The 23517-nt window shown below is 47.4% G+C and carries 30 protein-coding genes; 14 read left to right on the forward strand and 16 right to left on the reverse strand.

Features of this window, described 5'->3' with window-relative positions; genetic code table 11:
- Positions 1-5 precede the first annotated feature (5 nt).
- From ACZGCQ_RS05405 to ACZGCQ_RS05415, 3 genes are read right to left on the reverse strand one after another with little or no spacing between them, the layout of a single operon-like run.
- On the reverse strand, positions 6-1151 hold the full coding sequence (locus tag ACZGCQ_RS05405) for an ABC transporter permease (protein WP_481265738.1): 1146 nt from the start codon (positions 1149-1151) through the stop codon (positions 6-8).
- Positions 1148-1825, reverse strand: coding sequence for an ABC transporter ATP-binding protein (locus tag ACZGCQ_RS05410; RefSeq protein WP_481265739.1), 678 nt, complete (start codon positions 1823-1825; stop codon positions 1148-1150). Before ACZGCQ_RS05410 ends, ACZGCQ_RS05405 begins: the two co-directional genes overlap by 4 nt.
- Entirely contained in the window at positions 1825-2682 is an 858-nt protein-coding gene (locus ACZGCQ_RS05415; RefSeq protein ID WP_481265740.1) for an efflux RND transporter periplasmic adaptor subunit, read from the reverse strand. The genes ACZGCQ_RS05410 and ACZGCQ_RS05415 overlap by 1 nt, the downstream gene beginning before the upstream one ends.
- A gap of 168 nt (positions 2683-2850) precedes the next feature.
- Here ACZGCQ_RS05415 and ACZGCQ_RS05420 point away from each other — a divergent pair, with 168 nt between their 5' ends.
- The 6 genes from ACZGCQ_RS05420 to ACZGCQ_RS05445 are packed head-to-tail and all read left to right on the forward strand — an operon-like array spanning position 2851 to position 10671.
- Positions 2851-3546 (forward strand): ABC transporter ATP-binding protein, encoded by a 696-nt coding sequence (locus tag ACZGCQ_RS05420; RefSeq protein ID WP_481265741.1) that lies wholly within the window; start codon positions 2851-2853, stop codon positions 3544-3546.
- Positions 3547-3573: 27 nt separating this feature from the next.
- The gene (locus ACZGCQ_RS05425) at positions 3574-4344 is read left to right on the forward strand and encodes a hypothetical protein (RefSeq protein WP_481265742.1); all 771 of its coding nucleotides are present in this window, start codon (positions 3574-3576) and stop codon (positions 4342-4344) included.
- A 19-nt stretch (positions 4345-4363) separates the two neighbouring features.
- On the forward strand, positions 4364-7006 hold the full coding sequence (locus tag ACZGCQ_RS05430) for an ABC transporter permease (protein ID WP_481265743.1): 2643 nt from the start codon (positions 4364-4366) through the stop codon (positions 7004-7006).
- Between the two features lie 52 nt (positions 7007-7058).
- Positions 7059-7475 (forward strand): NUDIX hydrolase, encoded by a 417-nt coding sequence (locus tag ACZGCQ_RS05435; RefSeq protein ID WP_055968256.1) that lies wholly within the window; start codon positions 7059-7061, stop codon positions 7473-7475.
- A 14-nt stretch (positions 7476-7489) separates the two neighbouring features.
- Positions 7490-10126 (forward strand): ABC transporter permease, encoded by a 2637-nt coding sequence (locus tag ACZGCQ_RS05440; protein ID WP_481265744.1) that lies wholly within the window; start codon positions 7490-7492, stop codon positions 10124-10126.
- Positions 10127-10143: 17 nt separating this feature from the next.
- Positions 10144-10671, forward strand: coding sequence for an HAD-IIIA family hydrolase (locus tag ACZGCQ_RS05445; protein ID WP_481265745.1), 528 nt, complete (start codon positions 10144-10146; stop codon positions 10669-10671).
- 201 nt (positions 10672-10872) lie between these two features.
- Here the strand turns inward: ACZGCQ_RS05445 and ACZGCQ_RS05450 are convergent, their stop codons facing one another.
- Positions 10873-10995, reverse strand: a complete 123-nt coding sequence (locus ACZGCQ_RS05450) for a hypothetical protein (RefSeq protein ID WP_481265746.1) — start codon at positions 10993-10995, stop codon at positions 10873-10875.
- A 265-nt stretch (positions 10996-11260) separates the two neighbouring features.
- On the opposite strand from ACZGCQ_RS05450, the gene ACZGCQ_RS05455 reads away from it, so the two are divergent.
- On the forward strand, positions 11261-12517 hold the full coding sequence (locus tag ACZGCQ_RS05455; protein WP_481265747.1) for a hypothetical protein: 1257 nt from the start codon (positions 11261-11263) through the stop codon (positions 12515-12517).
- Between the two features lies 1 nt (position 12518).
- Here ACZGCQ_RS05455 and ACZGCQ_RS05460 read toward each other — a convergent pair whose 3' ends face one another.
- Positions 12519-13049: a nucleotidyltransferase family protein gene (locus tag ACZGCQ_RS05460; RefSeq protein WP_481265748.1), complete on the reverse strand. Its 531-nt coding sequence runs from the start codon at positions 13047-13049 to the stop codon at positions 12519-12521.
- The gene (locus ACZGCQ_RS05465; protein ID WP_195864979.1) at positions 13046-13633 is read right to left on the reverse strand and encodes a TetR/AcrR family transcriptional regulator; all 588 of its coding nucleotides are present in this window, start codon (positions 13631-13633) and stop codon (positions 13046-13048) included. The genes ACZGCQ_RS05460 and ACZGCQ_RS05465 overlap by 4 nt, the downstream gene beginning before the upstream one ends.
- Positions 13634-13788: 155 nt before the next feature.
- Here ACZGCQ_RS05465 and ACZGCQ_RS05470 point away from each other — a divergent pair, with 155 nt between their 5' ends.
- Together ACZGCQ_RS05470 and ACZGCQ_RS05475 are read left to right on the forward strand one after the other, a co-directional pair.
- Positions 13789-14505 carry an ABC transporter ATP-binding protein gene (locus tag ACZGCQ_RS05470; RefSeq protein WP_223040365.1) on the forward strand — a complete coding sequence of 239 codons (717 nt, stop codon included), beginning with the start codon at positions 13789-13791 and terminating at the stop codon, positions 14503-14505.
- Positions 14505-15533: an ABC transporter permease gene (locus ACZGCQ_RS05475; protein ID WP_481265749.1), complete on the forward strand. Its 1029-nt coding sequence runs from the start codon at positions 14505-14507 to the stop codon at positions 15531-15533. The genes ACZGCQ_RS05470 and ACZGCQ_RS05475 overlap by 1 nt, the downstream gene beginning before the upstream one ends.
- Here ACZGCQ_RS05475 and ACZGCQ_RS05480 read toward each other — a convergent pair whose 3' ends face one another.
- A complete protein-coding gene (locus tag ACZGCQ_RS05480; protein ID WP_481265750.1) occupies positions 15534-16238 on the reverse strand; it encodes a hypothetical protein in 705 nt (234 codons plus the stop codon).
- Positions 16239-16320: 82 nt separating this feature from the next.
- Between ACZGCQ_RS05480 and ACZGCQ_RS05485 the strand changes: the two genes are divergently transcribed.
- The 3 genes from ACZGCQ_RS05485 to ACZGCQ_RS05495 all read left to right on the forward strand — a co-directional run bounded on the left by ACZGCQ_RS05485 (position 16321) and on the right by ACZGCQ_RS05495 (position 17133).
- The gene (locus tag ACZGCQ_RS05485; RefSeq protein WP_481265751.1) at positions 16321-16665 is read left to right on the forward strand and encodes a DUF2200 domain-containing protein; all 345 of its coding nucleotides are present in this window, start codon (positions 16321-16323) and stop codon (positions 16663-16665) included.
- Positions 16666-16677: 12 nt separating this feature from the next.
- Positions 16678-16848, forward strand: a complete 171-nt coding sequence (locus ACZGCQ_RS05490) for a hypothetical protein (RefSeq protein WP_481265752.1) — start codon at positions 16678-16680, stop codon at positions 16846-16848.
- Between the two features lie 75 nt (positions 16849-16923).
- Complete coding sequence (locus tag ACZGCQ_RS05495; protein ID WP_481265753.1) at positions 16924-17133, forward strand: hypothetical protein; 210 nt, start codon at positions 16924-16926, stop codon at positions 17131-17133.
- Between the two features lie 57 nt (positions 17134-17190).
- On the opposite strand, the gene ACZGCQ_RS05500 is transcribed toward ACZGCQ_RS05495, so the two are convergent.
- The 5 genes from ACZGCQ_RS05500 to ACZGCQ_RS05520 all read right to left on the reverse strand — a co-directional run bounded on the left by ACZGCQ_RS05500 (position 17191) and on the right by ACZGCQ_RS05520 (position 20494).
- Positions 17191-17733 carry an NADPH-dependent FMN reductase gene (locus ACZGCQ_RS05500; protein WP_023468418.1) on the reverse strand — a complete coding sequence of 181 codons (543 nt, stop codon included), beginning with the start codon at positions 17731-17733 and terminating at the stop codon, positions 17191-17193.
- 54 nt (positions 17734-17787) lie between these two features.
- On the reverse strand, positions 17788-18771 hold the full coding sequence (locus ACZGCQ_RS05505; protein ID WP_029341802.1) for a ring-cleaving dioxygenase: 984 nt from the start codon (positions 18769-18771) through the stop codon (positions 17788-17790).
- 59 nt (positions 18772-18830) lie between these two features.
- On the reverse strand, positions 18831-19265 hold the full coding sequence (locus ACZGCQ_RS05510; protein WP_481265754.1) for a MarR family winged helix-turn-helix transcriptional regulator: 435 nt from the start codon (positions 19263-19265) through the stop codon (positions 18831-18833).
- Positions 19266-19401: 136 nt separating this feature from the next.
- On the reverse strand, positions 19402-20025 hold the full coding sequence (locus ACZGCQ_RS05515; RefSeq protein WP_058264959.1) for a Type 1 glutamine amidotransferase-like domain-containing protein: 624 nt from the start codon (positions 20023-20025) through the stop codon (positions 19402-19404).
- Positions 20026-20068: 43 nt separating this feature from the next.
- Complete coding sequence (locus tag ACZGCQ_RS05520) at positions 20069-20494, reverse strand: Lrp/AsnC family transcriptional regulator (protein WP_058264958.1); 426 nt, start codon at positions 20492-20494, stop codon at positions 20069-20071.
- A 136-nt stretch (positions 20495-20630) separates the two neighbouring features.
- Between ACZGCQ_RS05520 and ACZGCQ_RS05525 the strand changes: the two genes are divergently transcribed.
- Positions 20631-20789 carry a DUF1272 domain-containing protein gene (locus tag ACZGCQ_RS05525; RefSeq protein WP_074668424.1) on the forward strand — a complete coding sequence of 53 codons (159 nt, stop codon included), beginning with the start codon at positions 20631-20633 and terminating at the stop codon, positions 20787-20789.
- A gap of 35 nt (positions 20790-20824) precedes the next feature.
- On the opposite strand, the gene ACZGCQ_RS05530 is transcribed toward ACZGCQ_RS05525, so the two are convergent.
- Both ACZGCQ_RS05530 and ACZGCQ_RS05535 read right to left on the reverse strand, forming a co-directional pair.
- Positions 20825-21289: a DUF4188 domain-containing protein gene (locus ACZGCQ_RS05530; protein ID WP_047394648.1), complete on the reverse strand. Its 465-nt coding sequence runs from the start codon at positions 21287-21289 to the stop codon at positions 20825-20827.
- 1 nt (position 21290) lies between these two features.
- On the reverse strand, positions 21291-21827 hold the full coding sequence (locus ACZGCQ_RS05535; RefSeq protein ID WP_058264957.1) for a PadR family transcriptional regulator: 537 nt from the start codon (positions 21825-21827) through the stop codon (positions 21291-21293).
- Positions 21828-21974: 147 nt separating this feature from the next.
- On the opposite strand from ACZGCQ_RS05535, the gene ACZGCQ_RS05540 reads away from it, so the two are divergent.
- Entirely contained in the window at positions 21975-22247 is a 273-nt protein-coding gene (locus ACZGCQ_RS05540) for a hypothetical protein (protein WP_058264956.1), read from the forward strand.
- Positions 22248-22252: 5 nt separating this feature from the next.
- On the opposite strand, the gene ACZGCQ_RS05545 is transcribed toward ACZGCQ_RS05540, so the two are convergent.
- Together ACZGCQ_RS05545 and ACZGCQ_RS05550 are read right to left on the reverse strand one after the other, a co-directional pair.
- Positions 22253-22810, reverse strand: a complete 558-nt coding sequence (locus tag ACZGCQ_RS05545; RefSeq protein WP_481265755.1) for a histidine phosphatase family protein — start codon at positions 22808-22810, stop codon at positions 22253-22255.
- Positions 22807-23469: a Type 1 glutamine amidotransferase-like domain-containing protein gene (locus ACZGCQ_RS05550; RefSeq protein WP_481265756.1), complete on the reverse strand. Its 663-nt coding sequence runs from the start codon at positions 23467-23469 to the stop codon at positions 22807-22809. Before ACZGCQ_RS05550 ends, ACZGCQ_RS05545 begins: the two co-directional genes overlap by 4 nt.
- Positions 23470-23517: the final 48 nt, after the last annotated feature.

Genomic DNA, 23517 nt, shown 5'->3' on the forward strand with positions numbered 1-23517 from the left:
TTCACTTAAACATTTCGTAAGGCTTCGATCGGATTCAAACGAGATGCCTTTCGCGCTGGCATATAACCGAACAAGACACCAACACCGATCGAGAATCCAGCGGCAAGCAGAATCGTGCTCACGGAGAGTGTGAACGGTGTACTGATCATCAGACTGACGCCAAATGCGAGCATCGCTCCGACAAGAATCCCGATCACTCCACCCATCAAGGACAGTAGAATCGATTCCAAGAGGAACTGAAGGCGGATCGTACGTGGTTTCGCACCGAGTGCTTTTCGTAAGCCAATCTCCGTTGTTCGTTCCGTGACCGAAACGAGCATCATGTTCATGATGCCGATCCCACCGACGATCAAGGAAATCGACGCAATACCCGTCAACAAGAGCGAGAGCATCGTATTGATTTGGTCAATCGAATCGAGGGCTTCATCCAAGCTGACGACGTCATACGTATCGTCGCGTCCGTTATAGAACTGGTACAGCTTTGCCGTGACATCCCGTTTGACGGTCGCGACGTCAGCTGCGTCCGTCTTGAAGATATCCACTTGCTTAACGGCTGTCACCCCAAGCGTTCGTAGGGCCGTCGTATAAGGAATGACGATTTGATCGCCATCCGCGTCACTGACACCGACGATCCGGTAATCGAGTCCATCGAGCTTGATCGTCTTACCGATCGCGACCTGACCAGGATAGAGCGTCCGGGCGACGGATGGACTGACGACGGCGACATGCGTCTGTTGTTTCACATCACTGATGACGATGCCGCGTCCTTGCGGGACATCTTCAGATTCCCGGTAATAGATGTGATTTCGCCCTTCGATCGTCACCTGGTCGAGTGAGTGATTTTCGACACGGATGTCCCGGACCGTCGAGACGGTCGGTGAGACACCGCGTGTTCCTTTAATCGTGTTTAACTCTTCCAGTTGTGCAGGTGATAATCCTTCTTTCAACGGCGTCTCTGTCGTTTGGACCGTTAATTTATTGGCACCGAACGAGGCGACCTCTTCATTGATTGAGGCCGTCGCGCCGTTGACGATTGAAATCAAGGCGATGATCGATGCGACACCGATGATGACACCAAGCGTCGTCAAGAACGACCGCATCTTATGATGCCAGATATTCGACCATGCCATCCGTAACGTTTCGCGAATCATGTCGTCACCTCCGTCACCTGACCATCTTCGATCCGGATGATCCGGCGGGCTTGCTTAGCAATATTGACATCGTGTGTGATCATGATGATCGTCTTCCCTTCCTCTGAGAGGCTCTCGAACAACTCCATGATTTGTTTCCCTGTCTTTTGATCGAGCGCTCCGGTCGGCTCATCAGCGAGTAAGATCGTCGGTCGCGTCACGAGCGCCCGGGCAATCGCAACCCGTTGTTGTTGACCACCGGACAGTTGAGTCGGTAAGGCATCGGCTTTATCTGTCAATCCGACACGTTCCAGGAGCTCAAGCGATCGCGCGTGGCGCTCTTTGCGCGAGACGCCGGCATAGATGAGTGGTAATTCGACGTTTTGTAAGACGCTCATGCGCGGTAGCAACTGGAACTGTTGAAAGATGAAGCCAATCTCTTCATTGCGAATCGTCGCTAGCTGATCCTCGGATAGATCGTGGACGAGCTGCTCCTGCAAACGATAGACGCCGTTTGAAGCGACATCGAGGCATCCGATGATATTCATCAGCGTTGATTTTCCTGAACCCGAAGGTCCGAGGATCGTCACATATTCACCAGCCTCGATCGTCAGCGATACTCGATCGAGGACGATGTGACGATTGGTTCCTTCGCCGTAAGTTTTTTGGATTTCTTGCAAGTCAACGACCGGCATCAGGACGCACCTCCTGGTGGAGTCGGAAGAAGACCGGAACCACCGTCTTCACTCGGCAGGAAGACTTCGTCTCCTGCGGACAATCCATCCTTGATTTCAATATCCTGTCCGTCCGTCACGCCCGTTTCGATGTATTGACGAGTCATTTCCCCGTCTTTTTTCACATATACATACGGACGATCCGACTTCGAATACGAAATGACATCGAGCGATAAGACAGGTACATCTTGTGCGAGTTGATAAGGTAAACGTCCCTCGACCGTCATGCCGGGTAACCAGTTTGACGAGCTCGGTACCGATACCTTTGCATTGAAATACGTACTTCCATTTTCCGTCACAGCTTCCGGACTAATCGATTCGACCTTCCCTTTGATGGTTTTATCAGATGCATCCGTCTGTAGTTCAATCGTATCTTCAACTTCAATCCGTTCGATATCTTGTTCATCAATTTTCAGACGAGCGATCAACTCTTTGTTGTCTGCAACAACGAAGAGGACAGTATTCGGGGCATAAACTTCGCCTTCCGTGACGTCAAGACGGACGAGTTGTCCGGAGCGAGGTGCCTTGAAATCTTCTCCTCCTTCGACGCTGACGATCGTTTGACCCGACTTAACGGTATCTCCTTCTTCAAAGCGAACGTCGGTAACACGGACATCACGATCACTGATGACCGTCTGTCGATCTTTCGCTTCAAGCGTGCCCGAGAAGTAGAAGAATGTTTTTAATGTCTTTGACTCGACGACCTCCTTCGTTCCTTGTGCCTCTCCTCGTCCTAAAAAGAGCGTGGAACCGATTAACAGGAGTGCCAGGATAACCCCTCCACTGATCCATAACCATTTCTTGCGTGTTCGTTTCATGTTAAATGCCTCCCTTGATTGGTGTTAATCCGATCATAGGGAGAAGTTATGAACCAACTATGAACAAATGTAAAAAAAGTGGTTGGATCAGAAATAAAAACGCAATAGACAAAATTTTCTAAAAATAATACACTGAACATAACCAAATTATGTAAAAGGAGTGGTCATATGGATATTATCTTTCAAGATATTTCGCATACATTCGAACGAAGCGGTGTCCGGACCGATGTCTTGCATCAACTAAACGGTCAGTTTTCGCAAAGTGAGGTGACGGCACTCGTCGGTCCATCCGGTTCTGGAAAATCAACGTTCCTGAGTCTCCTTGGTTCGCTTGATCGCCCAACGTCCGGTCAGATCCTCTATGACGGGCAGGACATCACGTCTTGGAAGAACAAACGGTTATCGCAGTTCCGCTCGCAAGAGATCGGATTCATCTTCCAGCAGTTTCACTTATTACCGGCACTGACGGTGTCTGAGAACTTAAAGGTCGCCTTGTTGAAGCAAAAGACACTTTTCAATCAAGAGGAGCGGATTCTCGAGCTGCTCGAACGGGTTGGACTCGACGATAAACGGAATGCTTTACCGGCTCAATTATCCGGTGGACAACAACAACGGGTCGCGATCGCCCGTGCCCTGCTTCATCATCCGCAATGGATTCTCGCGGACGAGCCGACCGGTAATCTCGATTCCGTGACCGGTGACGCAATCTTCGAGTTGTTACTAGAGCTGCATCGTGAAGCCAAGTGTGGCGTTTTATTTGTCACACACGACCTAGAACTCGCCGAACGTGCTGACCGGATTCTCTTCATGCAGGATGGACGAATCGTCGAAGACCGCCGGAAGCGCACGGTGCAAAGTGTCTAAGTACTGTTAACGAGGAGGTGTCTCGCGTTGCACACGTTTCGTGCCAAATTAATTACAAGCTTCATCGGCTCAATTGTCGTTTTTCTGTTGCTATCGGTATCGACGCAGTCCGCGTATGAAGCGTTTCAGAATGCGGACTTCTCGGAACAGGAGACGACGATCGTGCGGGGATGTAATCATAACGACTTATCCAATTTATTCTTCACAAAAAACAGTTGTAATTTCGATGACAAAATCGATGAGAGAGAAGACGGCATCGATTTTGGTGAGTCCGATGAACAAATTAAAAATACGGGTGGCACACCACGCGATCGAAAAGTAAAGGATCTTCCTCCATTTTCTATTTCGAATGTTGTAGAAAGTTCGTCTTCTTCCAATAAACTTCTATACTTCACCGCTGTACTTGTACTCGTTGCTTTCGTAGCATACCGGATTCTTCGTCGTCGGCGACGTTCATCACAATCACGAGAATTTGAAAGTGAAGCAAACCATTGGGTCCAACCATCTCCTGAAAGTTATGTCCAACAAATAAACCTTCAATCGGTGCTTACTCCGCCTGAAGAATCTTTGCGTCTGATGCTATTTGATTTTAATCAACGATTACCACGTGCCCTCAGACGGCGAAGCCATGAATCATTGACAGACTGGACGGAGCGCATTCATCTGGTGACGCCACTCTCACCTTATTTCGTCACTCGCTACGCGGCACAAGCAGATGTAGAAGCACTGGATGCACAAGCGATTCATCATTTCGAACAAGATCTTACGCGTTATTTAAAGACGCAGCTCTCCCAATAACATACAAAGGAGACTACATATGCTTCGTTTCGTCATCAATCAATGGCGCCGACAGCGTGGGAAATTCATCCTGACGCTCGTCGGCGCCCTCATCATCAGCGCCGGACTCAGTTTGATGTTTAACTTGACCGATTCGAGTCAAGGAACGGTCGAACAGACATTACAAAAGAAATGGTCGTCTGCGTATGATATCGTCGTCCGACCGAAAGGCAGTCAGCTTGCAAGTGAGTCGAGTGATTTACTGGAACCGAACTATTTGAATGGCATTAGTGGTGGTATTTCCTTCAAACAATACGAAACCATCAAGAAAATGAACGACATTGCAATTGCGGCACCCGTCGCCGTGATGGGCTATGCAAGCATCAATGTTAACGTTCCGCAAGTCTTAAAATTCCCAAAAGAAAACGGCGTATATCGTGTAACGACGCAAGAATACGATGACTCGGGTATTAAAAAAGAGCGTCTTTATAACCAGTCCTATCATATTGCCCAAGGATTAAAAATTCCTGCTCCAGAGAAGAATACATTCTCTACCAGACCGATAAAAGAGTTTTCAGATTTTACGATGAATCACCTGACATTGCTCGTTGCAATCGATCCAGTTGCAGAAGCTAAACTTGTCGGACTGGATAAGAGTATTATTAAAGATAAAAATTCACGCTATTTTGAAGAGACGGATCAATATCGTAAAGGAGGAGGTGATGGCTCATTCCATAATATTCCAGTCATCATCGATCCTGATGCCGTGAGTCGTGGTAATTTTTCATTTAAAGTCGAAAAATTAAAGGTACCCTTCTCGACTGACAACGAACAACAATCGTTTGTCAATCGTCTTGCAAAAGAAGACCTTCACAAAACGTCGTTTAATTCATCTTTAAATGACTACCCGGCAAAAGTTCTACAGACGGAAACAGTCTCCGTCATGGACATGCAACGTATTTTTCTAAATTCATTGAATGGAAAAACGACACGATTCATGAATCGTGACGCTTCTGGCTCCACTGTGACGGGTTTATTTTTTAAAACAAGTCCACTACAATACAAGACTACTAAAAGTCCCTTTCCTACACGTTGGTCGAATGCGTATGCCGTTGAAACAGCTCCAACAAAATTAAAAAATTGGAGTTTTTCTGAGACTAATGTCCCTGCATTCGGTTATCGCTCGATTCAATCGACGGGCAAAAAATTTAACTCGAAAGATCCGGGAATGCTCCCTTACGTCGTACCTTATTTTTCGATGAACATCATCGGACAATATGATGCTGATAACATTCAGGTCTCAAAAGATCCGCTAAACCAGTTACCGATGGAGACGTACAGACCATCAACGGCTGATTTAGTTCTTGACGAAAAACAACAACCGATTAATCCGGCTCGAAAAATTCAATCGTCTGGAAACCCGGTTGGACTACTTACAAACTCACCACATATTCTAACAACACTTGATGTTGCAAAAGAGACATATGGTGAAAAATCGATCTCATCGATTCGTCTAAAAATCAAAGGGGCTTCGACCGTCAGTGAAGAGTCAGAACAATTACTCCAAGACGTGAAGCAACAAATCGAGCGAGAAACCGGGCTCATCGCTACGATCACTAAGGGTTCTTCCCCACAACCGGTCGTCACGAAAGTCGTCGAACAAGGCAAAACACTCGGTTGGATCGAACAACCATGGGTTCATATCGGTGCTGCGATGACGATTTTCCGCGAGACGAGCGTCGGGTTCTCCGGTGTCATCTTCGCGATGCTCGCCGTCGCGATCGTCTATGTCCTCGCGACGAGTTATGTCTCAATGCTCGCGCGCAGAAAAGAGTTCGCTGTTTTACTCGCACTCGGCTGGCGGACGAAGGATCTCTATAAAATCGTCTTGATCGAGGCAGCGATCCTCGCCGGATTCGTCTCAACAATCGCCTTGATCGTCGAAGGGATCTTCTCGTATGTCCGTAATGAAACGATGAACGGCTGGAGTCTTCTTTGGATTGCGCTGTTCAGTCTCGTCATTTACCTGGCTGGCGCGACGTGGTCAGCGTGGACGATTCGTCGCATCTCACCGTACGAAGCGATTAAGACCGGTGAATACGCGAAAGCCGCTCGTGTCGGACTGAAGCTTCGTTCGACTGTGACACTCGCACTAAAGGAACTGATCGGGAAATGGAAGCGCAATAGCCTATCCGTCCTCTCGATTGCTTTACCGACAGCTCTCTTGACCTTCTTCCTGTTCGTGACGTTCCATTTACAGGGTGTCCTTTACACGTCGTGGCTCGGACAATTCGTCGCCCTGCAAGTCGGTCCGATGCATTACGTGACGATGGGTGTTGCGATCACAATCGCCATTTTAACGACGGGAGAGATCATGTGGCAAAACGTCACCGATCGCCGTGCGTCACTCGCTGTCTTAAAAGCACTCGGCTGGACGAACGGCGCGATCCGACAATTGATCGTCCTTGAAGGCTTCCTGGTCGGTCTCATTTCCGGAGTCATTGGACTGATTGTCGCCTACACGACGATTTATGTCTTGTATGACCTTGTTCCATGGAATGAACCGTTGTTGATTGGCGTATCGCTCGCTTTACCGATTCTGTTCGGTGTTATCGCGGCGTTCATCCCAGCACAACTGGCCGCTCGTGTTCAACCGTATCAAGAACTGAAAGATGCATCTTAATATTTGGCGGAGGGGCAACAGACGTTGTCCCTCTCTTCACAGGAGGAAGTCTATGTTACCAACATCGATTTATTCGTTATCGGCAGGAGCGGTCGTTTTGAATGACCAAAACGAAATTCTTTTGATCCAAGGACCGGATCGCGGCTGGGAGTTTCCGGGTGGCATCGTCGAGCCTGGGGAAAGTGCAGCTGACGGTATAATTCGCGAAGTCAAAGAAGAGTCTGGAATTGAGATTGAAATCGTGAAGTTTTGTGGCATCTATCAAAACCTCGAGGCGAATGTCTGTGCGACTTGTTGGCTTGCAAAAGCGATTGGTGGTCAACCGCAGACGAGCAGCGAAAGTTTAGCAGTCGGTTTTTTCCCGCTCGAAGAAGTGTTACGACGTGTGACGTGGTCGAACTTCAGCGAACGAATCTTACATATCTTAGATGAACAGTCTCATCCATTTTTTGTAGCCTTTACCCCATAAAAGGAGGAATGACGATGTTGCGATTTGTCTTAAATCAATGGCGCAGGCAGCGCGGGAAATTCATCCTGACGCTCGTCGGTGCCCTCATCATCAGTGCCGGGCTCAGTCTGATGTTCAATCTTACCGACTCCAGTCAAGGAACGGTCGAACAGACGTTACAAAAGAAATGGTCGTCTGCGTACGATATCGTCGTACGACCGAAAGGCAGTCAGCTTGCGAGTGAGTCGAACGACTTACTCGAACCGAACTATTTAAATGGTATCAATGGTGGAATTTCTTTTGAACAATACCAACAAATCAAAAAAATGAATGCGATTGATATTGCAGCTCCGGTTGCTGTAATGGGGTATGTTAACTCTTCTACTTCATTTAAAAATGCATTGAAGTTTCCAAGTGAACCCGGTATTTATCGTTTAACAGAAACGAACTTTATCGAAGATGGTTTTACGAGAGAACGTCAATCGCATACCGTCATCCATATCTCTCAAGGTACGAAAGTGATTGTTCCCAAGAATGCTTCTTTTTTCAATGAACCCATCGAATCTTTTAAAAATGCAATTGCACGTAATCCCATACTGATTGTCGGAATCGATCCTGTTGAGGAAGCTCGGCTTGTCGGATTAGACAAAAGTGTTCGATCAAATAATAAATCGCGATATTTCAAAAATACGGATCAACACCAATCTGGTAATAATCCTGACGAGCATATTATTCCCGTCTTAATAAATCCAAATTCCTTTAACAAAGGAAGTTATGAATACACAATTGAAAAATTAGATGCTCCCTTTAAATCAGAACAGGATCAACAAAAATTGATTGATGGATTAGTAAAAAAGCAGCCGCAACGTTCAGTTCTTCACTCAGTTTTATCTACTTATCCTGCAAAGAAAATACAGCATCTTGAAATTCCAGCATCTAAAGTGGAAGAGGCCTATTTACAAACACTGATAGAACAGACAAATTCCACATACACTGATATGAATAGTGCCGAGGGATCTCAGCTACTTTATAAATCTGGACCACTCTCATTTAAGCCAGCAAATAGTCCCTATCCTAGTCGCTGGAAGACTGCTTTTGAAGTAACTGCTTCATCAACTAAAATCAAAAATTGGTCAGAAGGTGTACAGTTCTTTCCTAAGAAAGGATTCCGTTCCCTTGAGTCAGTCGGACGAAAGGTAGAAAAACCAAAACCAGGTGAGGTGGACGTTGCGTTTCCTTATCTAGCATTTAAAGTCGTCGGCTTGTATGATCCGAATAACATCAGGGTCTCAAAAGACCCGCTGAACGAGTTACCGATGGAAACTTATCGTCCCTCTTCTGCCGATCTTGTTTTAGATGCGAAGGGCGAACCCGTCAATCCAGCGAAGTCGATTGACACATCTGGTAATCCCGTCGGATTGTTGACGAGTTCTCCAAACATCCTAACGACGATTGACAGCGCACGAGCAGTCAATGGCGAACAAGCTATTTCTTCGATTCGTCTGAAAGTGAAAGGTGCAAATACTGTCAGTGAAGAGTCAGAACAACTGCTACAAGATGTGAAACAACAAATTGAACAAGGAACTGGATTGATTGCCACGATCACCAAAGGTTCTTCCCCACAACCCGTCGTCACGAAGGTCGTCAATGACGGCAAGACGCTCGGTTGGATCGAACAACCATGGATCCACATCGGTGCCGCGATGACAATCTTCCGCGAGACGAGCGTCGGTTTCTCAGGCGTCATCTTCGCGATGCTCGCTGTCGCCATCGTCTATGTCCTCGCGACAAGCTATGTCTCGATGTTAGCGCGTCGGAAAGAATTCGCTGTTTTACTCGCTCTCGGCTGGCGGACGAAGGATCTGTATAAAATCGTCTTGATCGAGGCGGCGATTCTCGCTGGATTCGTCTCGACGGTCGCCTTGATTGTTGAAGGAATCTTCTCATATGTCCGTAATGAAGCAATGAACGGCTGGAGCCTTCTTTGGATCGCGCTGTTCAGTCTCGTCATCTACCTCGCTGGTGCGACCTGGTCAGCTTGGACGATTCGCCGCATCTCACCGTACGAAGCGATCAAGACCGGCGAATACGCGAAAGCTGCTCGCGTCGGACTGAAGCTTTGTTCGACGATGACACTTGCACTAAAGGAACTGATTGGGAAATGGAAGCGTAATAGTTTGTCCGTTCTCTCAATCGCTTTACCAACAGCTCTCTTGACATTCTTCTTATTCGTGACGTTCCATTTACAAGGTGTTCTTTACACATCATGGCTCGGTCAATTCGTTGCTCTGCAAGTCGGTCCGATGCATTACGTGACGATGGGCGTTGCGATCACGATTGCCATTTTGACGACAGGAGAGATTATGTGGCAAAACGTCACCGATCGCCGCGCCTCACTCGCCGTCTTAAAAGCACTCGGCTGGACGAACGGCGCGGTCCGTCAATTGATCGTCCTCGAAGGCTTCCTGGTCGGTCTCATCTCCGGAGTCCTTGGACTGATTGTCGCCTACACGACGATTTATGTCTTGTACGATCTCGTACCGTGGAATGAGCCGTTATTGATTGGCGTATCGCTCGCCTTACCGATTCTGTTCGGTGTCATTGCGGCGTTCATCCCAGCACAACTGGCCGCACGTGTTCAACCGTACCAAGAACTGAAAGATGCTTCGTAATCAAAGGAGTTGTACACATGAATTCTATTCAGGCAATATTTCTTGATCGAGACGGAACGATTGGTGGAGATGCCACCGTCCACTACCCTGGAACGTTTGCGTTATTTCCATACGTTTCTTCGTTAATCGAACGCTTACGTAATCAAGGGATTTTACTGATTGCGTTCACGAATCAACCTGGTATCTCAAAAGGATTGGCCCGTGAAGAGGATTTTCGAACAGAATTACTGAGCTTGGGCTTTGATGATACGCTGATTTGTCCGCATGCAGCGGAAGATCACTGCACTTGTCGCAAACCATCATCTGAATTATTAAGGCAAGCACAAGCAAAACACGATCTCCGACTCGATCAATGTGTCGTCATCGGGGACCGCTGGAGCGATATGGTGGCAGCTGCGCACGCCGGGTGTATCAAAATCTTAGTCCGAACCGGTGCCGGAGAGAGTTCCATTCGTGATTACGCTGACCGGGTGAAACAAGCAAACGTCGACTATATTGCCGACGACTTGACGGACGCGATCGCTTGGCTCGATACGCAATACTGAACAAACAAAAAGGCGCGCTTCCACAATGGAAGTCGCGCCTTTGTTATTTCTTCGAACGTTTTGGTTGAGAAGATGCGTAGACACTGACCGCTAACACAAATAAGATTGCAAACCATGTCCAAAATGACATGTTATCGCCTCCTTTAAATGATTCGTAGGTACAATAACTATCTTCTTTTTTTACCAATAAATCCCTGAAAATCATTTATTAGCGATTTTTCGTAATAGATAAAGCGCGTAGATGATCGATGGAACCGCCATCGCCATGAGGATGAGATGGACACTTCCAAATAAAAAATTCATTGCTAAACTAAAATCTGACACTTTTGTTTCCTCCTACAGCTTAATACTACTTCTAGTTACTCTTCTAGAATAATACATTAAACCGCGTTCGCTGCCTTACAATTATGTAATAAATTTCAATTCACATTCTTTTTCCAATACTTCACGTTACACTGAACGTATGAGAAAGAGAACGTAACCATCAAAATTCTTCTCTTTTCCTTAAACAATCAGCTAATTTTGTACACCTATTTTTAACCAATCGTTATTACAAATCAGCTAATCGTTATCGAAAGGTGTGAACGTAGTGCATATCTTAACTAACCAATTAGTCGAATTCATTATCGAGAAGTATCAGTTAAATGATTACATTCTCTATGATTCATCTTACGCTCGAGACAAAATGAACGATCAAACCGTCTACTCGTTTGAGACGTTTTGGATTCCGCGAGGTGCATCGGTCATCGAGGAAGAGAATAGCACGATGCTTCCTAAAGGAGCCGTGCAGATTTCGATTGACCCTGTCACGAAACGAACGACGACGTTATCCTTACATGGTCCGACCTCTCTTCATTCCGTGCCTGACGATTTACGTGATCCAACCACTCGGATCGCTTGGCTCGAGTCAGAGACTGGCATGATCCATGACATGCATTTCATGCTCGAAGAAGACGACGAAACGTTTTTCAGTTATGTGAGTTGTTACGAAGGGATTCGGCTGACTCCCGGTTGCTTCATTCATCTGACATTAACGGAAAATGGTCAACTCGATGAGTTGTTCCTATACGGTCCTCATCCGCTTGATCATCATGTGAACCAGGAAGCTTTCGCTTTTACGCTCGAGGACATCGACTTGCTAACCAAACAACAAATAAAATGGTTTTCCTACCCTAAAACAGGACATCAGTACGCGCACACCGTCTCCGAAACGTTCATTACGCAAGAAAGATCTATCCTTGTTCCAAGTAAACTAGATTTCACTTCCTCTATCGAAGTGAATGATGTGTTATCTTGGACAGGTTTACCGTCTAAGAAGTATGAACGGTATCCGGATCACTCTGGAGAAATCGTGACGGCGAATGACGTGATCACGCAGACCGAACATCCTGATTTTCACCCGATTTCGCAGGAGACTGTGAACGCTTGTCATACCGTAATCAAAGACATCATTCAAAACGAGTACCCTGCCGATTCCGGACAATGGATGATTCGGTACATTTACCGGCAACACCCTTACCTTGCTGTCACGTTGTCACGCGCGCATCCGACGTCCTATGTTGATCAGCAGCGACGCGTCACGATTCTCCTTGACGAAAAGACACTTGACTGGATTAGCTTGACCGACGATCAGGAACTCCATACCGCGCTCGCATCCGTTGCTCCACCGGAGCTCGAGGATGAGCAGCAAGATGTCATCTTCAATGCATTACGTCCGTACCTTTTGCTCATACCGCGTTATGTGTTCGATGTCTCAAAATGTCACTACGTTCTTTGTGGTTTGCTTGACTCGAACCACGCTTACTTATCAGCAACGAACGAAGTCGTCTTATTACGCGACTTATAGGTCAATTTAGCCATTGATCTATCCGATTTCTTACGACTTGCGGAAGAACGAGGCTTCTCAGCTGTTCGAGACGCTTACGGTCCACTTCCTGTTTTGTAAATACGTCTTCAATCATCGTGACCTTTTGTTCCCGTCCCGGAATCAGTTGATAGATGACGTACCAATCGACGAGTGCCATGAACGGACGTCCAGCTGAATCGATCGATTGTTCATCAAACGGATAGACGAACACGCCCTCGTCATGGCGAACCTGAAGTCCGCTCATCAGATCGAGATCGATTCCTTCGATCATAAATTCTTGGAATACTTCCGTCGCGTAAAGTGACGTCTCGTCTTGTTCAACGACAGTTCCCATCTCAGATAACAATAGGACTGCCCGTTCGGCGTCCGCTAACGCGACGACGAGATCGATGTCGCGCGGAGTGACAGGCAGTCCATGATGGTGTAACAATAATGAACCACCGATCGCAAACTGAATCTGTTCATGCTGCAAACACGCGACGACTTTTTCTAACACTTGCTCAATACTCATCGTCGGAACCCCGCTGCTCGAAACGGACCTTCCATCGAAATCGTAAAGATGATCCGGGCAATCTCTTCCGGTGATGTCTCGTTTGGATGGCGCAACCAGGATTCGATGACACCGAGATGAGCGGCCGAGAGATAGGCAATGAGATAATTTTCTGGAACGAGCCGTTCTCCTTGTTCCGGTAGTCCCGAGAACAGAATCTGTTGCATGTAATCACGGACCCGGTTCCGAAACATCCCGTCACTCGTCGGACTGAGTAGGATCCGCATCAGCGTCCGGTGTTCATAAAGAAACGTCAGAAACGGAATAATTCGTCGGTACGGTGAGTCCTCCTTTTGGTTGATCAGGACAAAGGGAATCTCGCGTTCAAACGTCGCTTCAATCTTTTCAAAAATCTCATTCGTCATCCGCTCGAGCAGTTCGTATTTATCCGCGTAATGATGGTAGAACGTCCCGCGGTTGACTTCCGCCCGATCCGTCAACAACTTGATCGTCACAGCATCAAAACCAACTTCGTCGATCAGCTGAAGGAACGTCTCACGAATCCTCCGGTCGGTCCGGATAACGCGTAAATCCTGTTTTTTCATTGAAATCGCCTCTTTCTTCAACATTTTAGAAGGATGTGTCGCTTAAGCGACAGATGGACGTCAATTGGTCATTGCTCCCAGTTTCTCTCCCTTTTATAATGAAATTAATCAACACGTTGTTCAATAATTATTTTATAAAAAGGAGGGAGAATACGATGGATTTACGACTGAACGGTGTATCAAAATCGTTTCATCAACAGAACGTCCTCCAACAGATTGATCTTTTGATTCCGTCCGGTGAGATTTGTGGCTTGCTCGGTCCGTCAGGTTCTGGTAAGACGACACTGATTCGTTTGATGATTGGTGCGATCCAGGCAGACGCAGGTTCGATTCAGATTGGTGACACTTCGATGCCAAGCTTCAAGATGTTATCGCAGATTGGTTTCATGCCACAAAACGATGCTTTGTATGAGGATTTATCGGGGCTTGCGAACCTGCAATTTTTCGGTTCCTTATACAACATGTCCCGTCAGGATTTAGCAAAACGCATCGAAGAAGTGTTAACACTCGTCGATTTAACGAATGATCAAAAAAAGCTCGTTCGTCATTATTCCGGTGGGATGAAGAAACGATTGTCCCTCGCCATCTCAATCTTGCATCGTCCGACCGTCTTATTCCTGGATGAGCCGACCGTCGGGATTGATCCCGTGTTACGCCGCCAGATTTGGAATCAATTCCAAGCGATTCGTGCGCAAGGTACGACGATTGTCGTCTCGACCCACGTCATGGATGAAATCAATGAATGTGACCGGGCAGCATTGATCTATAACGGTCGGATCATCGCCTACGATCCGCTCGACCGTTTGCTCGCACAGACTGAAAACGGTCAGGTCGAGGAACTATTCCTGCTCGCTGGAAAGGACGTGACGTGATGTGGCAACTCGCACGACGGGTCATCCGTCAAACGTTGAACGATAAACGAAGCGTCGGACTCATTTTACTTGCTCCTTTATTGATCTTTACCTTGATCTATTTCCTACTTGGAAACGATGACTACACGCCTGTCGTCGCCATCAGTCAAGATGTACCGGCACCGGTCTCACAAACGATTGAAAAACAAGATTTAACGATTAAAGCGTATAACGGCAGTGATGCGGACGCCTATCTCAAGGACCATGAAACGGTCGACGTCGTCTTAGACATGAAAGACAACCAGCTAGCGTTGAACCTCCGCGAACCTTCGACGAAAAGTTCAAAGGCACTACGCGAGATTCAAGCTGGACTGGCGACCCTTCAACCGACAATGCAACTTGAGACAAACTATCTCTATGGTGATGTCGATCAATCGACGTTTGACGCGCTTGGTTTCGTCTTTTTATCCTTATTCTCGTTCTTTTTCGTCTTTATCTTATCGGCAATGGCACTCGTCAAAGAACGCAGTGGTGGCACGCTCGAGCGGTTAATGATGACACCGATTCGCCAAACCGACGTCATCTTCGGCTATACGCTCGGTTATAGCGTCTTCGCCTCCATCCAGGCGATTCTAGTCGTCCTGTACGCAACAACCGTTCTTGACTTACCGTCTGAAGGTTCGATCATCTGGGTCTTCCTGACGATGCTTGGACTTGCCGTCGTCGCGGTCTTGTTCGGCGCAACGATTTCGATTTTCGCCCAGTCTGAATTACAAGTCGTCCAATTGATTCCTTTTACGATCATTCCGCAGATTTTCTTCTCAGGCTTGATTCCGCTTGATTTGATCCCATACGGACTCGGTAACATCGGATACATCACCCCGATTTTCTACGGAGCGAGTGCGATCAAAGAGGTACTCGTCTACGGCAACGGTTGGTCGAGCATCTGGCCTTACTGGCTCGGACTATTCCTTTATGGAGCAGCACTGTTCCTCTTAAATATGCTCGCCCTTAACAAGTATCGCGGACACCAAAAAAGACACGGCTGATTACACGAGCCGTGTCTGATTTTGCTTAAGCTGTTCGAGGAAAACAGTCCGTCGAGAGGGATCGAGTGTCTGTTCTGCTACGTCGGCATAGCGAACGAGCTGATAGATTTCATGCGGGACTGTGACTTCTAAGCGTGTTAACCACTCCGTCAGCGTCTCATGCGTCCGTCGTTGCTGCGCTGGAGCAAGTGACCGATTAAAAGTACGCATCGCTTCGCGAATTTTTGAATCCAGCATACTGTCTTTAGATGAGGACTGGACTTCAGGCGTAAGCGGAAGCGATAGAGCGGTTCGCTTTGGTTGATGCCTTGATGGAAATGACCACTGCATGCGGTTGAATCGTTGTCGATGATACAGATAGAAGATGATCACCAAAGCGACAATCCAAGGAGTCACACGTGCGATTTGATTGATCGCATCCGTCAAGAAGCCTTGTCCAAGCTCAATCGGTTTTTTCTTTTTGGGTTCTTTCCGATATCCTTCTTTTCCACTTTTTGAAGAATCCGGTTGTTTGATGATTTGCTCTTTTTTCGCGTAAATGACTTTTTTAGTCGGTAAGATCGTGCTCGGAATATGCACCCAGTTTCCTGTCGATTGATCAATCGGAGGATCAATCAATGCCTGATACGACAGTTTTACACCCACGACGCCTAAAAATAGCACTAGGCACGTCAAAAAAGTCATTCCAATGATTCGACGTCTCATTTCATCCTGCACCTCCAAACCGAATTGAAATCCGTGACACAAGACCTTTTCCCATATGTTACCATGAAAGGAGGCGATTCAGATGAGTTACGAAAAAGTATTTCAAATGCCGATGTTGCAGCTGTATCAGCTATACCGTCAAAAAGTCGAGCGCAAGCAACGGACCCAAGACGAACTCGATGACGTGCTGTTCTGGTTGACCGGACACACGAAACCCACTCTTGAACAAGCCATACAAACCCAAACCGTCGCAGCCTTTTTCGAGCACGCACCCGCCCTGAATGAACGTCGCTTTTTAGTCACTGGCGTCATCTGCGGGATTCGTGTGGAACATCTAACGGATCCGCTCATTCGTAACATCCGGATTCTCGACAAACTCGTCGACGAACTGGCGAAAGGAAAAGCGTTATCTAAAATCCTACGATAAGGAGGAATGCTGATGTCTACGATCCTCAGTACACTGGCGATCCTCGTCATGGTGACCAGTGTGGCTTATTTCATCGTCTATCAAGTCAAACGAAACAAAGGAACGCATCGTTCACCCGTCTATCGACTTGCTTTTAGTGGTCTGTTGGTCGGTTTGATGGTCAGTTATTTTTTGTTGACGTAAGTCGTGATTTTTAGTTTTTGACTCAAACAATAAAATCATAAATACAGTATTTGAAATAATAGAGGAGGTATACGATTGCAACTTCGAAAATGGATCCTTCCGCTTTTGCTACTCATCTGTCTCGCCTCACCGAATGCCGCAACGACATATGTGAAATGGACGGTCGCTCCAACGGGTCACTATCTCGAACGGCTTCAAGCGGCTGACATTCCTTATAAAGTCCGTCAACAGACGCTTTACATTCAAGAAAAGGATTTGCGCCGCGTCACGTCGTGTTGTACGTAATAACCATCCAAAAACCCCTCATTTCGAGATGAAATGAGGGGTTTTTATAGTAACTAATTAGCGAATCGTTTTTAACGCCGTTGCCCACGGAATGACTTGATCAAGCATCTGGTTGACCGATGTTTCTTGAACGGCTGCCGCTTTTAAGACCGATCCGTTCTCGAAATCAGTGAACAAGGATAACGCCGGATGCACACGGACATCGGCAATCAATAACTCACCGAGGATGCCGCGCAAGTGTTCTGCTGCCCGCGCTCCACCGACGGAACCGTAAGAGACAATTCCTGCTGCCTTATTGTTCCACTCGACGCGTAGATAATCGAGCGCGTTCTTGAGTGACGCTGCGATGGAGTGGTTGTATTCCTGGACGATGAAGACGAATCCGTCTTGTGCCGCGACATCCTTCGACCAATCAGCAGCACCTGACGCATCCCCGTCCTTTTCACCTAGGAGCGGTAATTTGTAGTCGGCGATATCGAGAATCGTATAGTTCGCATCCCCTCGTTGGTCGGCGAGTTGTTTGACCCAGTTCCCGACTTGTGGGCTGAGGCGTCCTTCACGTGTGGACCCTAAAATGATACCAATGTTTAATTTCTCCATCTTCATTTCCTCCTCTTGTTTAGATGCGGTTAGTTACGTTAGCGTAACGTTCTCTTAAAGGTATTCTTTTTCGATTTTTCGAGTACTCCGGACCGTATCGATCGGACGGACCATTTGTTCGATCTGTGCGCGTTGTGGCTCGAGGAACGGAGGTAATGACAATTTCTCTCCAACCGTTTCGTATGGCTCATCCCCCATGAAACCAGGACCATCTGTTGCCCATTCGAACAAGACACCACGCGCGACACGAGCATAGAGCGACTCGAAGAAGAAGCGATCAACGTAACCGGATGTGTTGAAGCGAAGCTGTTGCATCCGCTCGATCCATTCCTGTAAGGCAGCCGTATCTTCAACACGGAAAGCGACGTGGTGCACTGTTCCGAATCCTTGACGTCCGCTCGGCAGGACGACGTTGTGCTCGACGATGACTTGGGCACCGTTTCCGCCTTCACCCATCTCGAACAAGTGCAGGGAACCCGCTTGATCGACTTCGCGCATCAACATCGCTTGTTCGAGTACCGCTTTTAAGTTGTCGAATTCCGCGATCCGGATGTGAATTGGACCGAGCCCCGTGATCGCGAACTCGAGGGGTACCGGACCGTTTTGCCACGGTGTACCGGAAGCGACACCTTGATTATGCTCGTCAGAGATCAACATGTATTGTTGCTCATCGAAATCGACGAACGAGAGCGTCTTCTTGCCGAATTGTTCTTTGATACCACGGTGCTTCACGTCGTATTTGTCAAAGCGTTTGATCCAGTATTCGAGTGCCGCATCCGTTGGAACACGGAACGCGGTCTTGAAGATTTCATTCGTTCCGTGTGATCCTTTTTGAATACCAGGGAAATCAAAGAACGTCATATCCGTGCCGGCAGACCCTTTATCATCGGCAAAGAATAAGTGATATGTCTGGATGTCATCCTGATTGACGGTCTTCTTGACCAATCGCATTCCTAGGACGTTCGTAAAGAAGTCATAGTTTTTCTCGGCACTACTCGTAATCGCCGTCACGTGGTGGATTCCTTTTAATTCATTCATGAAAAATCGCTCCTTTAATGGTTATTATCTCGAATTCGAGATATCAGTCTAAAAAAATTTTATTGTTTTTTTGCTTGATAGCCGATCGTTTTGGCTGTCTCGATGAATGCTTCGAGATCTGACGGGGCTATTCCTTGAAATACTTGATTGATCGCTTGCTCGTGCTCCGGAAAAATCGTTTCCATCAGTTTGTGTCCTTCAGAGGTCAGTTCCGCAAATGTCACACGCCGATCCTCTGGACATGCTTTGCGGACAACGTAATTCTTCTTTTCAAGCTTATCGATGACGTAGGTGATGCTACTGCTCGTGATCAAGACTTTTTTCCCGATCAATTGAATGGGTTGCCTGCCCCTGTGAAACAGCAACTCAAGAACCGAAAAATCCGTTGGGTTCAATCCCCATTGCGCAACGTCTTTCTTGATGACTTCATGTAACGCATCGACTACGCGCACCATGACCGTCAATGCTTTCAAGTTCGGATTCGGTTGTGTCATTTCGTTCACCTCTTTTGTATCTTTAATTCATATATCTTTAATTCGAGATAAATATACCATCTCGATTTTTGTTCGTCAACTGTTTTGAATTACTTTAAATAATGATGAACACTTTAGATGTTCAAAGCGTTCATCATCATTTAGAGCCAAGCACGTATCCTTTTCCTAATAGATAGTGATCTGTATCAGATTGAATATACGCTGTATTGTCAGGTAATCCGATGGCGTGATTCATTTGAGACAGGTATTCCTGAAAACGGATTGCCCGTTTTTCCTGGTTCAAGTGCGGACAGAGACAACCACTCAGCCAGCCTTGCCCTGTATCCAGGCAATAGTCTGTTCCGTTTTCCATCGTGCGAATGCCGTATTCCATCGCATAGATCGCCCCAGCACTGACACCGACGTACCATGTTCCGCGCTCGACGGCTTGCTTGAGCAATACATCCATACCTTTTGCAGCAAGCGTCTGAACGAGTAACGGATAATTGCCACCCCCGACATAAAGAATGTCGGCACGTTCTATTAATCGTCGTTGCGTCGTCTTGGATTGTTCGTCGTCAAACAGTGTAATGACCGAGACGGTCGCGCCAAGTGCTTCATATGTATCTCGAAATTGGTATTGGTATAGCGATTCATCCCGACTTGCCGTCGGCAGGAAGACGATATGTGGCGCGTGTTTCGTCAGTTGAACGACATGTCGATTGATGAACTGCTGCGACGGTGCAATCAATTGACCGCCTCCGATTAGCATGAGGTTCATCTTTTTTCTCCTATGGAACGACATTTACGAAAACAGGGGTTTTTCATATTGTATACCCTGCGAACGGCACTGGCGTCGACAGTCGAATCCATGTCGACGGTTTGCCGTAAACTGATGCGTCATCAAGGAAACGTTCCAGTGTTGCAACGGACGCCGTTTGCAACTTGACCATGAAGTTGTAGCTCCCAGTCAGGCGGTGGCATTCGACGACTTCTGGATGTCCTTTACAAAATTCAATCAAGCCTGCGCAGCGTGTCTCTTCGAACATGACGATCGCGAGTAACCCTTGCGCAAGTGCTTCTGGATTGATGACGGCACGAAAGCCTTCGATGATTCCTGCGTCCTCCATTTTTCGGACCCGTTCGATGACGGCAGGTGCCGATAACCCGATCTGTCGTCCGAGTTCCGACCACGGAATCCGTGCATCGTCTTGCAGAATCCGGACAATCTGTTGATCAATTTGGTCCATTTTTCATCTCCCTTTCGAACTAAAACCACTTTCTTCAAATTAACATGGAATCAAAGGAAAATATAGCCTTTTACTTTATTCTGCTCCTGTGTTCATCGAGTAGTATTTCTTATACTATTAACAGGAGGTGATACTTATGGAATCAACCTGTGTCCGCTGCCAAGAAACGATTGAAACGACGGTCTATCGGTGCTCGCACGCTTGTACGTTTTGCGAACCATGTACGAAAACGCTTGATCATATTTGCCAAAACTGCGGGGAGATGCTCGAACCCGTCACGCCAGTCGCGACATAAAAAGACGGATGCCTCGGCACCCGTCTTTTGTCGATTCAGATCGTCTCTTGTGACTGCCGCTCGGCTAGGCGCCCTTTTGCTTGTTCTTGATGCGGCTTGATCGCCGACTCCCCGAGTGCTTTCGCTAGACCTCGTGTCGGAAGATTGACATACATCGACTCGTAATTGCTGACTTCGAACGTCTCATGGAAGATCCCGACCGCTTCTGATGTCCGTGCCTTCTGATTGAATCGTTTCCACGCCGTCAAATGACGCGAACCATGGGCATATGCCATCAATTCTTCCGTCGAACGCCAATACTGAATCAACGTCACGGAACGCCAACCGACGAGCGACTCATGTGAAATCAGACCGACATCGTTTGCATAACACTCTTGCAGCATCGGACCCATCGCTTGGACCGTCGGCAACCATTGCCGGACAGAACGCAGGCGATTGATCCGTAAACCGATGATGAACACGACGACGTCTTTGTTCGGAGTCGCAATGATCCGTTTCATGTCAATTTCCTCCTTCAAGGGTCTCAAGGGAAGCGTCACACCAGTCGAGTAACGCACGCGTCTTCCGAATGCCATAATCAAGCGTCAATAACCAATAGACGGCATCATTCGAGTCCGGATAGGAACGAATCATCGCATCGATCGCTTGATACGTCTCAAGCCGTTCTTCGAGTAATCGCGCGTGCTCCTGAATTTTCTGCAAGGTGACTTCTTTTGAAGCATGTCGAGCGAAGTACAGCTTCAACAATAGCTCGTTCCGTTGCACCGGCAGCTCGACGGACGGTTCAGCGACCCACCGTGCGAGCTCCGCATGCCCGTTTTCCGTCAGGGCGAATTGTTTCCGTTCCCCATCCGTGACCTCTTCAACGATCAACCCTTCCGCTTCTAACCGTTTCAACGTTGGATAGACTTGTCCGAAGCTGATTTTCCAAAAGTGATTCAAGCTCGTATCGATCGTGTGTTTCATCTCATAACCAGACGTACATCCGCTGGCAAGAAGTCCGAGAATCGCATAACGGGTCATGTTTTCTTTTGGCATCGGTCCCTCCTATATCTAAAAGATAGTATCTTTTAGATATAGTTCCCGTTCTTTCAAAAGACAAACGGGAAAATCATCTAATTAAGCAGGAATTCTCATTTTGAATCCGAATTCTTGTTCACATACTTAATTAAAAGGAGTTCTCACATGACATACGCTAAAGCCTCTATCTTCTTTAGTTTGATCGGTCTGCTCATCGCCTCTATGATTTTCCCGCCGCTCAACTGGTCGTTTGGACCGAACTCGATGCTTACGATACCGATCGGACTTGCCATTTATCTGTTCGGAATCGGACTCGGGATCGTCGCCATCAAAAGATGCGAACCGGGAGTCCTCAAATACGTCAGTCTCGCCTGTGCCGTTCCGCTCGGTGTGGTACTACTGCTCTTTCTCGGTTTCATCTTCAGCGGGCAGATTTAATCTTTTTACACTAGTTGTTCATGAGACGTTTTTCCGCCTGCATCGAAAGTCAGCTGATGGATCGCTGGACTCGTCATCGCGTCCAGCCACTCATTTGCCGATCGTCCTGTGTAGTGTTCGAGCACCAATGCCAACACGAGACCATGCGTCGCGACGACCACTCGGTGGTGCGAGTGGGTTTTACGTAGCTGATCGATGGCTACAAGAGCACGATTACGTGCTATTTGATTCGACTCTCCACCACTTTGCGCGTAATCATCATTTTGAAATGATCGCTTCAACAGTTCTTCTAGCCGTTCAGGCGATAAACGTTCGTCTGTTTCCTGAAAATTCCGTTCCTGAAACGCTGCCTCGTGGATTCGCAAATCTCGTTGCTCAGCAAGTGGGCGAACGGAGTCTACCGCCCGTCGCATCGGACTTGAATAAATCGCGTCAATCGGCATCTCTTTAAAAAACGCTACAAGTTCCTGCGCTTGCGCCTGACCTGCATCCGTTAATCCCCGCCTTTGATCACTGCCTGCTTTGACTGATTCGCAATGGCGAACGAAATAGATTGTCGTCATCGCCATTTCACCCACTTTCCTTCAGAAATCACGTCCACGCTCGCACCAATGACACGGATTGCTGTCGCGTCGTCGATCGCGTACGCTGGATTCGTCAATGTCTCAGCCCATGATTCGGCAGCTTGTAAGTGATTGTCTGGTAATTGCGGATGATCAAGATGCGGGAAGATTGAGAAATCAACGAGACCGAGCGTTGCGTCCGATTGCTCCGGCGTCTTTTTCCACCCAACGAAATCCGTTCCGATTCGTGGCGTAAGCACCATGCTACCGGCACTCATCCCGACATAAACACCGGTCAGATTCGGTAACAGTCGATCAAAGCCCGATTCGACGAACCAGTGATGTAGAAATAGCGGATCCCCGCCGTTAACGAGAATGACATCTGCTTGTTCGACCGCTGGATGCCAAATTGCTGGATCAATCACCGAAACCGCTGATAATTCCAACAAACCGACTGACTTCCATCCTAAATCGACCATTGGTGCCTCATCTTTTCCTTGAATGAAGTTGACAGCGAGGTCCGTTCCTCTTGCTAATGCGTAGGAAGCTGTCGTGATCGCAATGGCATGGCATTCCTCAATCGGTTTTCTGAGCATCTCGCGTAACGCTTTATGAATCGATGGATTCTGTATCCCACCGGACGTTAATAAATAGTCCATCATCGTACCTCCTGTCCTTTGCTTCAGTTTACAATATTTGTGCGTTTC

It is taken from the genome of Exiguobacterium sp. HSB13 (assembly GCF_056764755.1).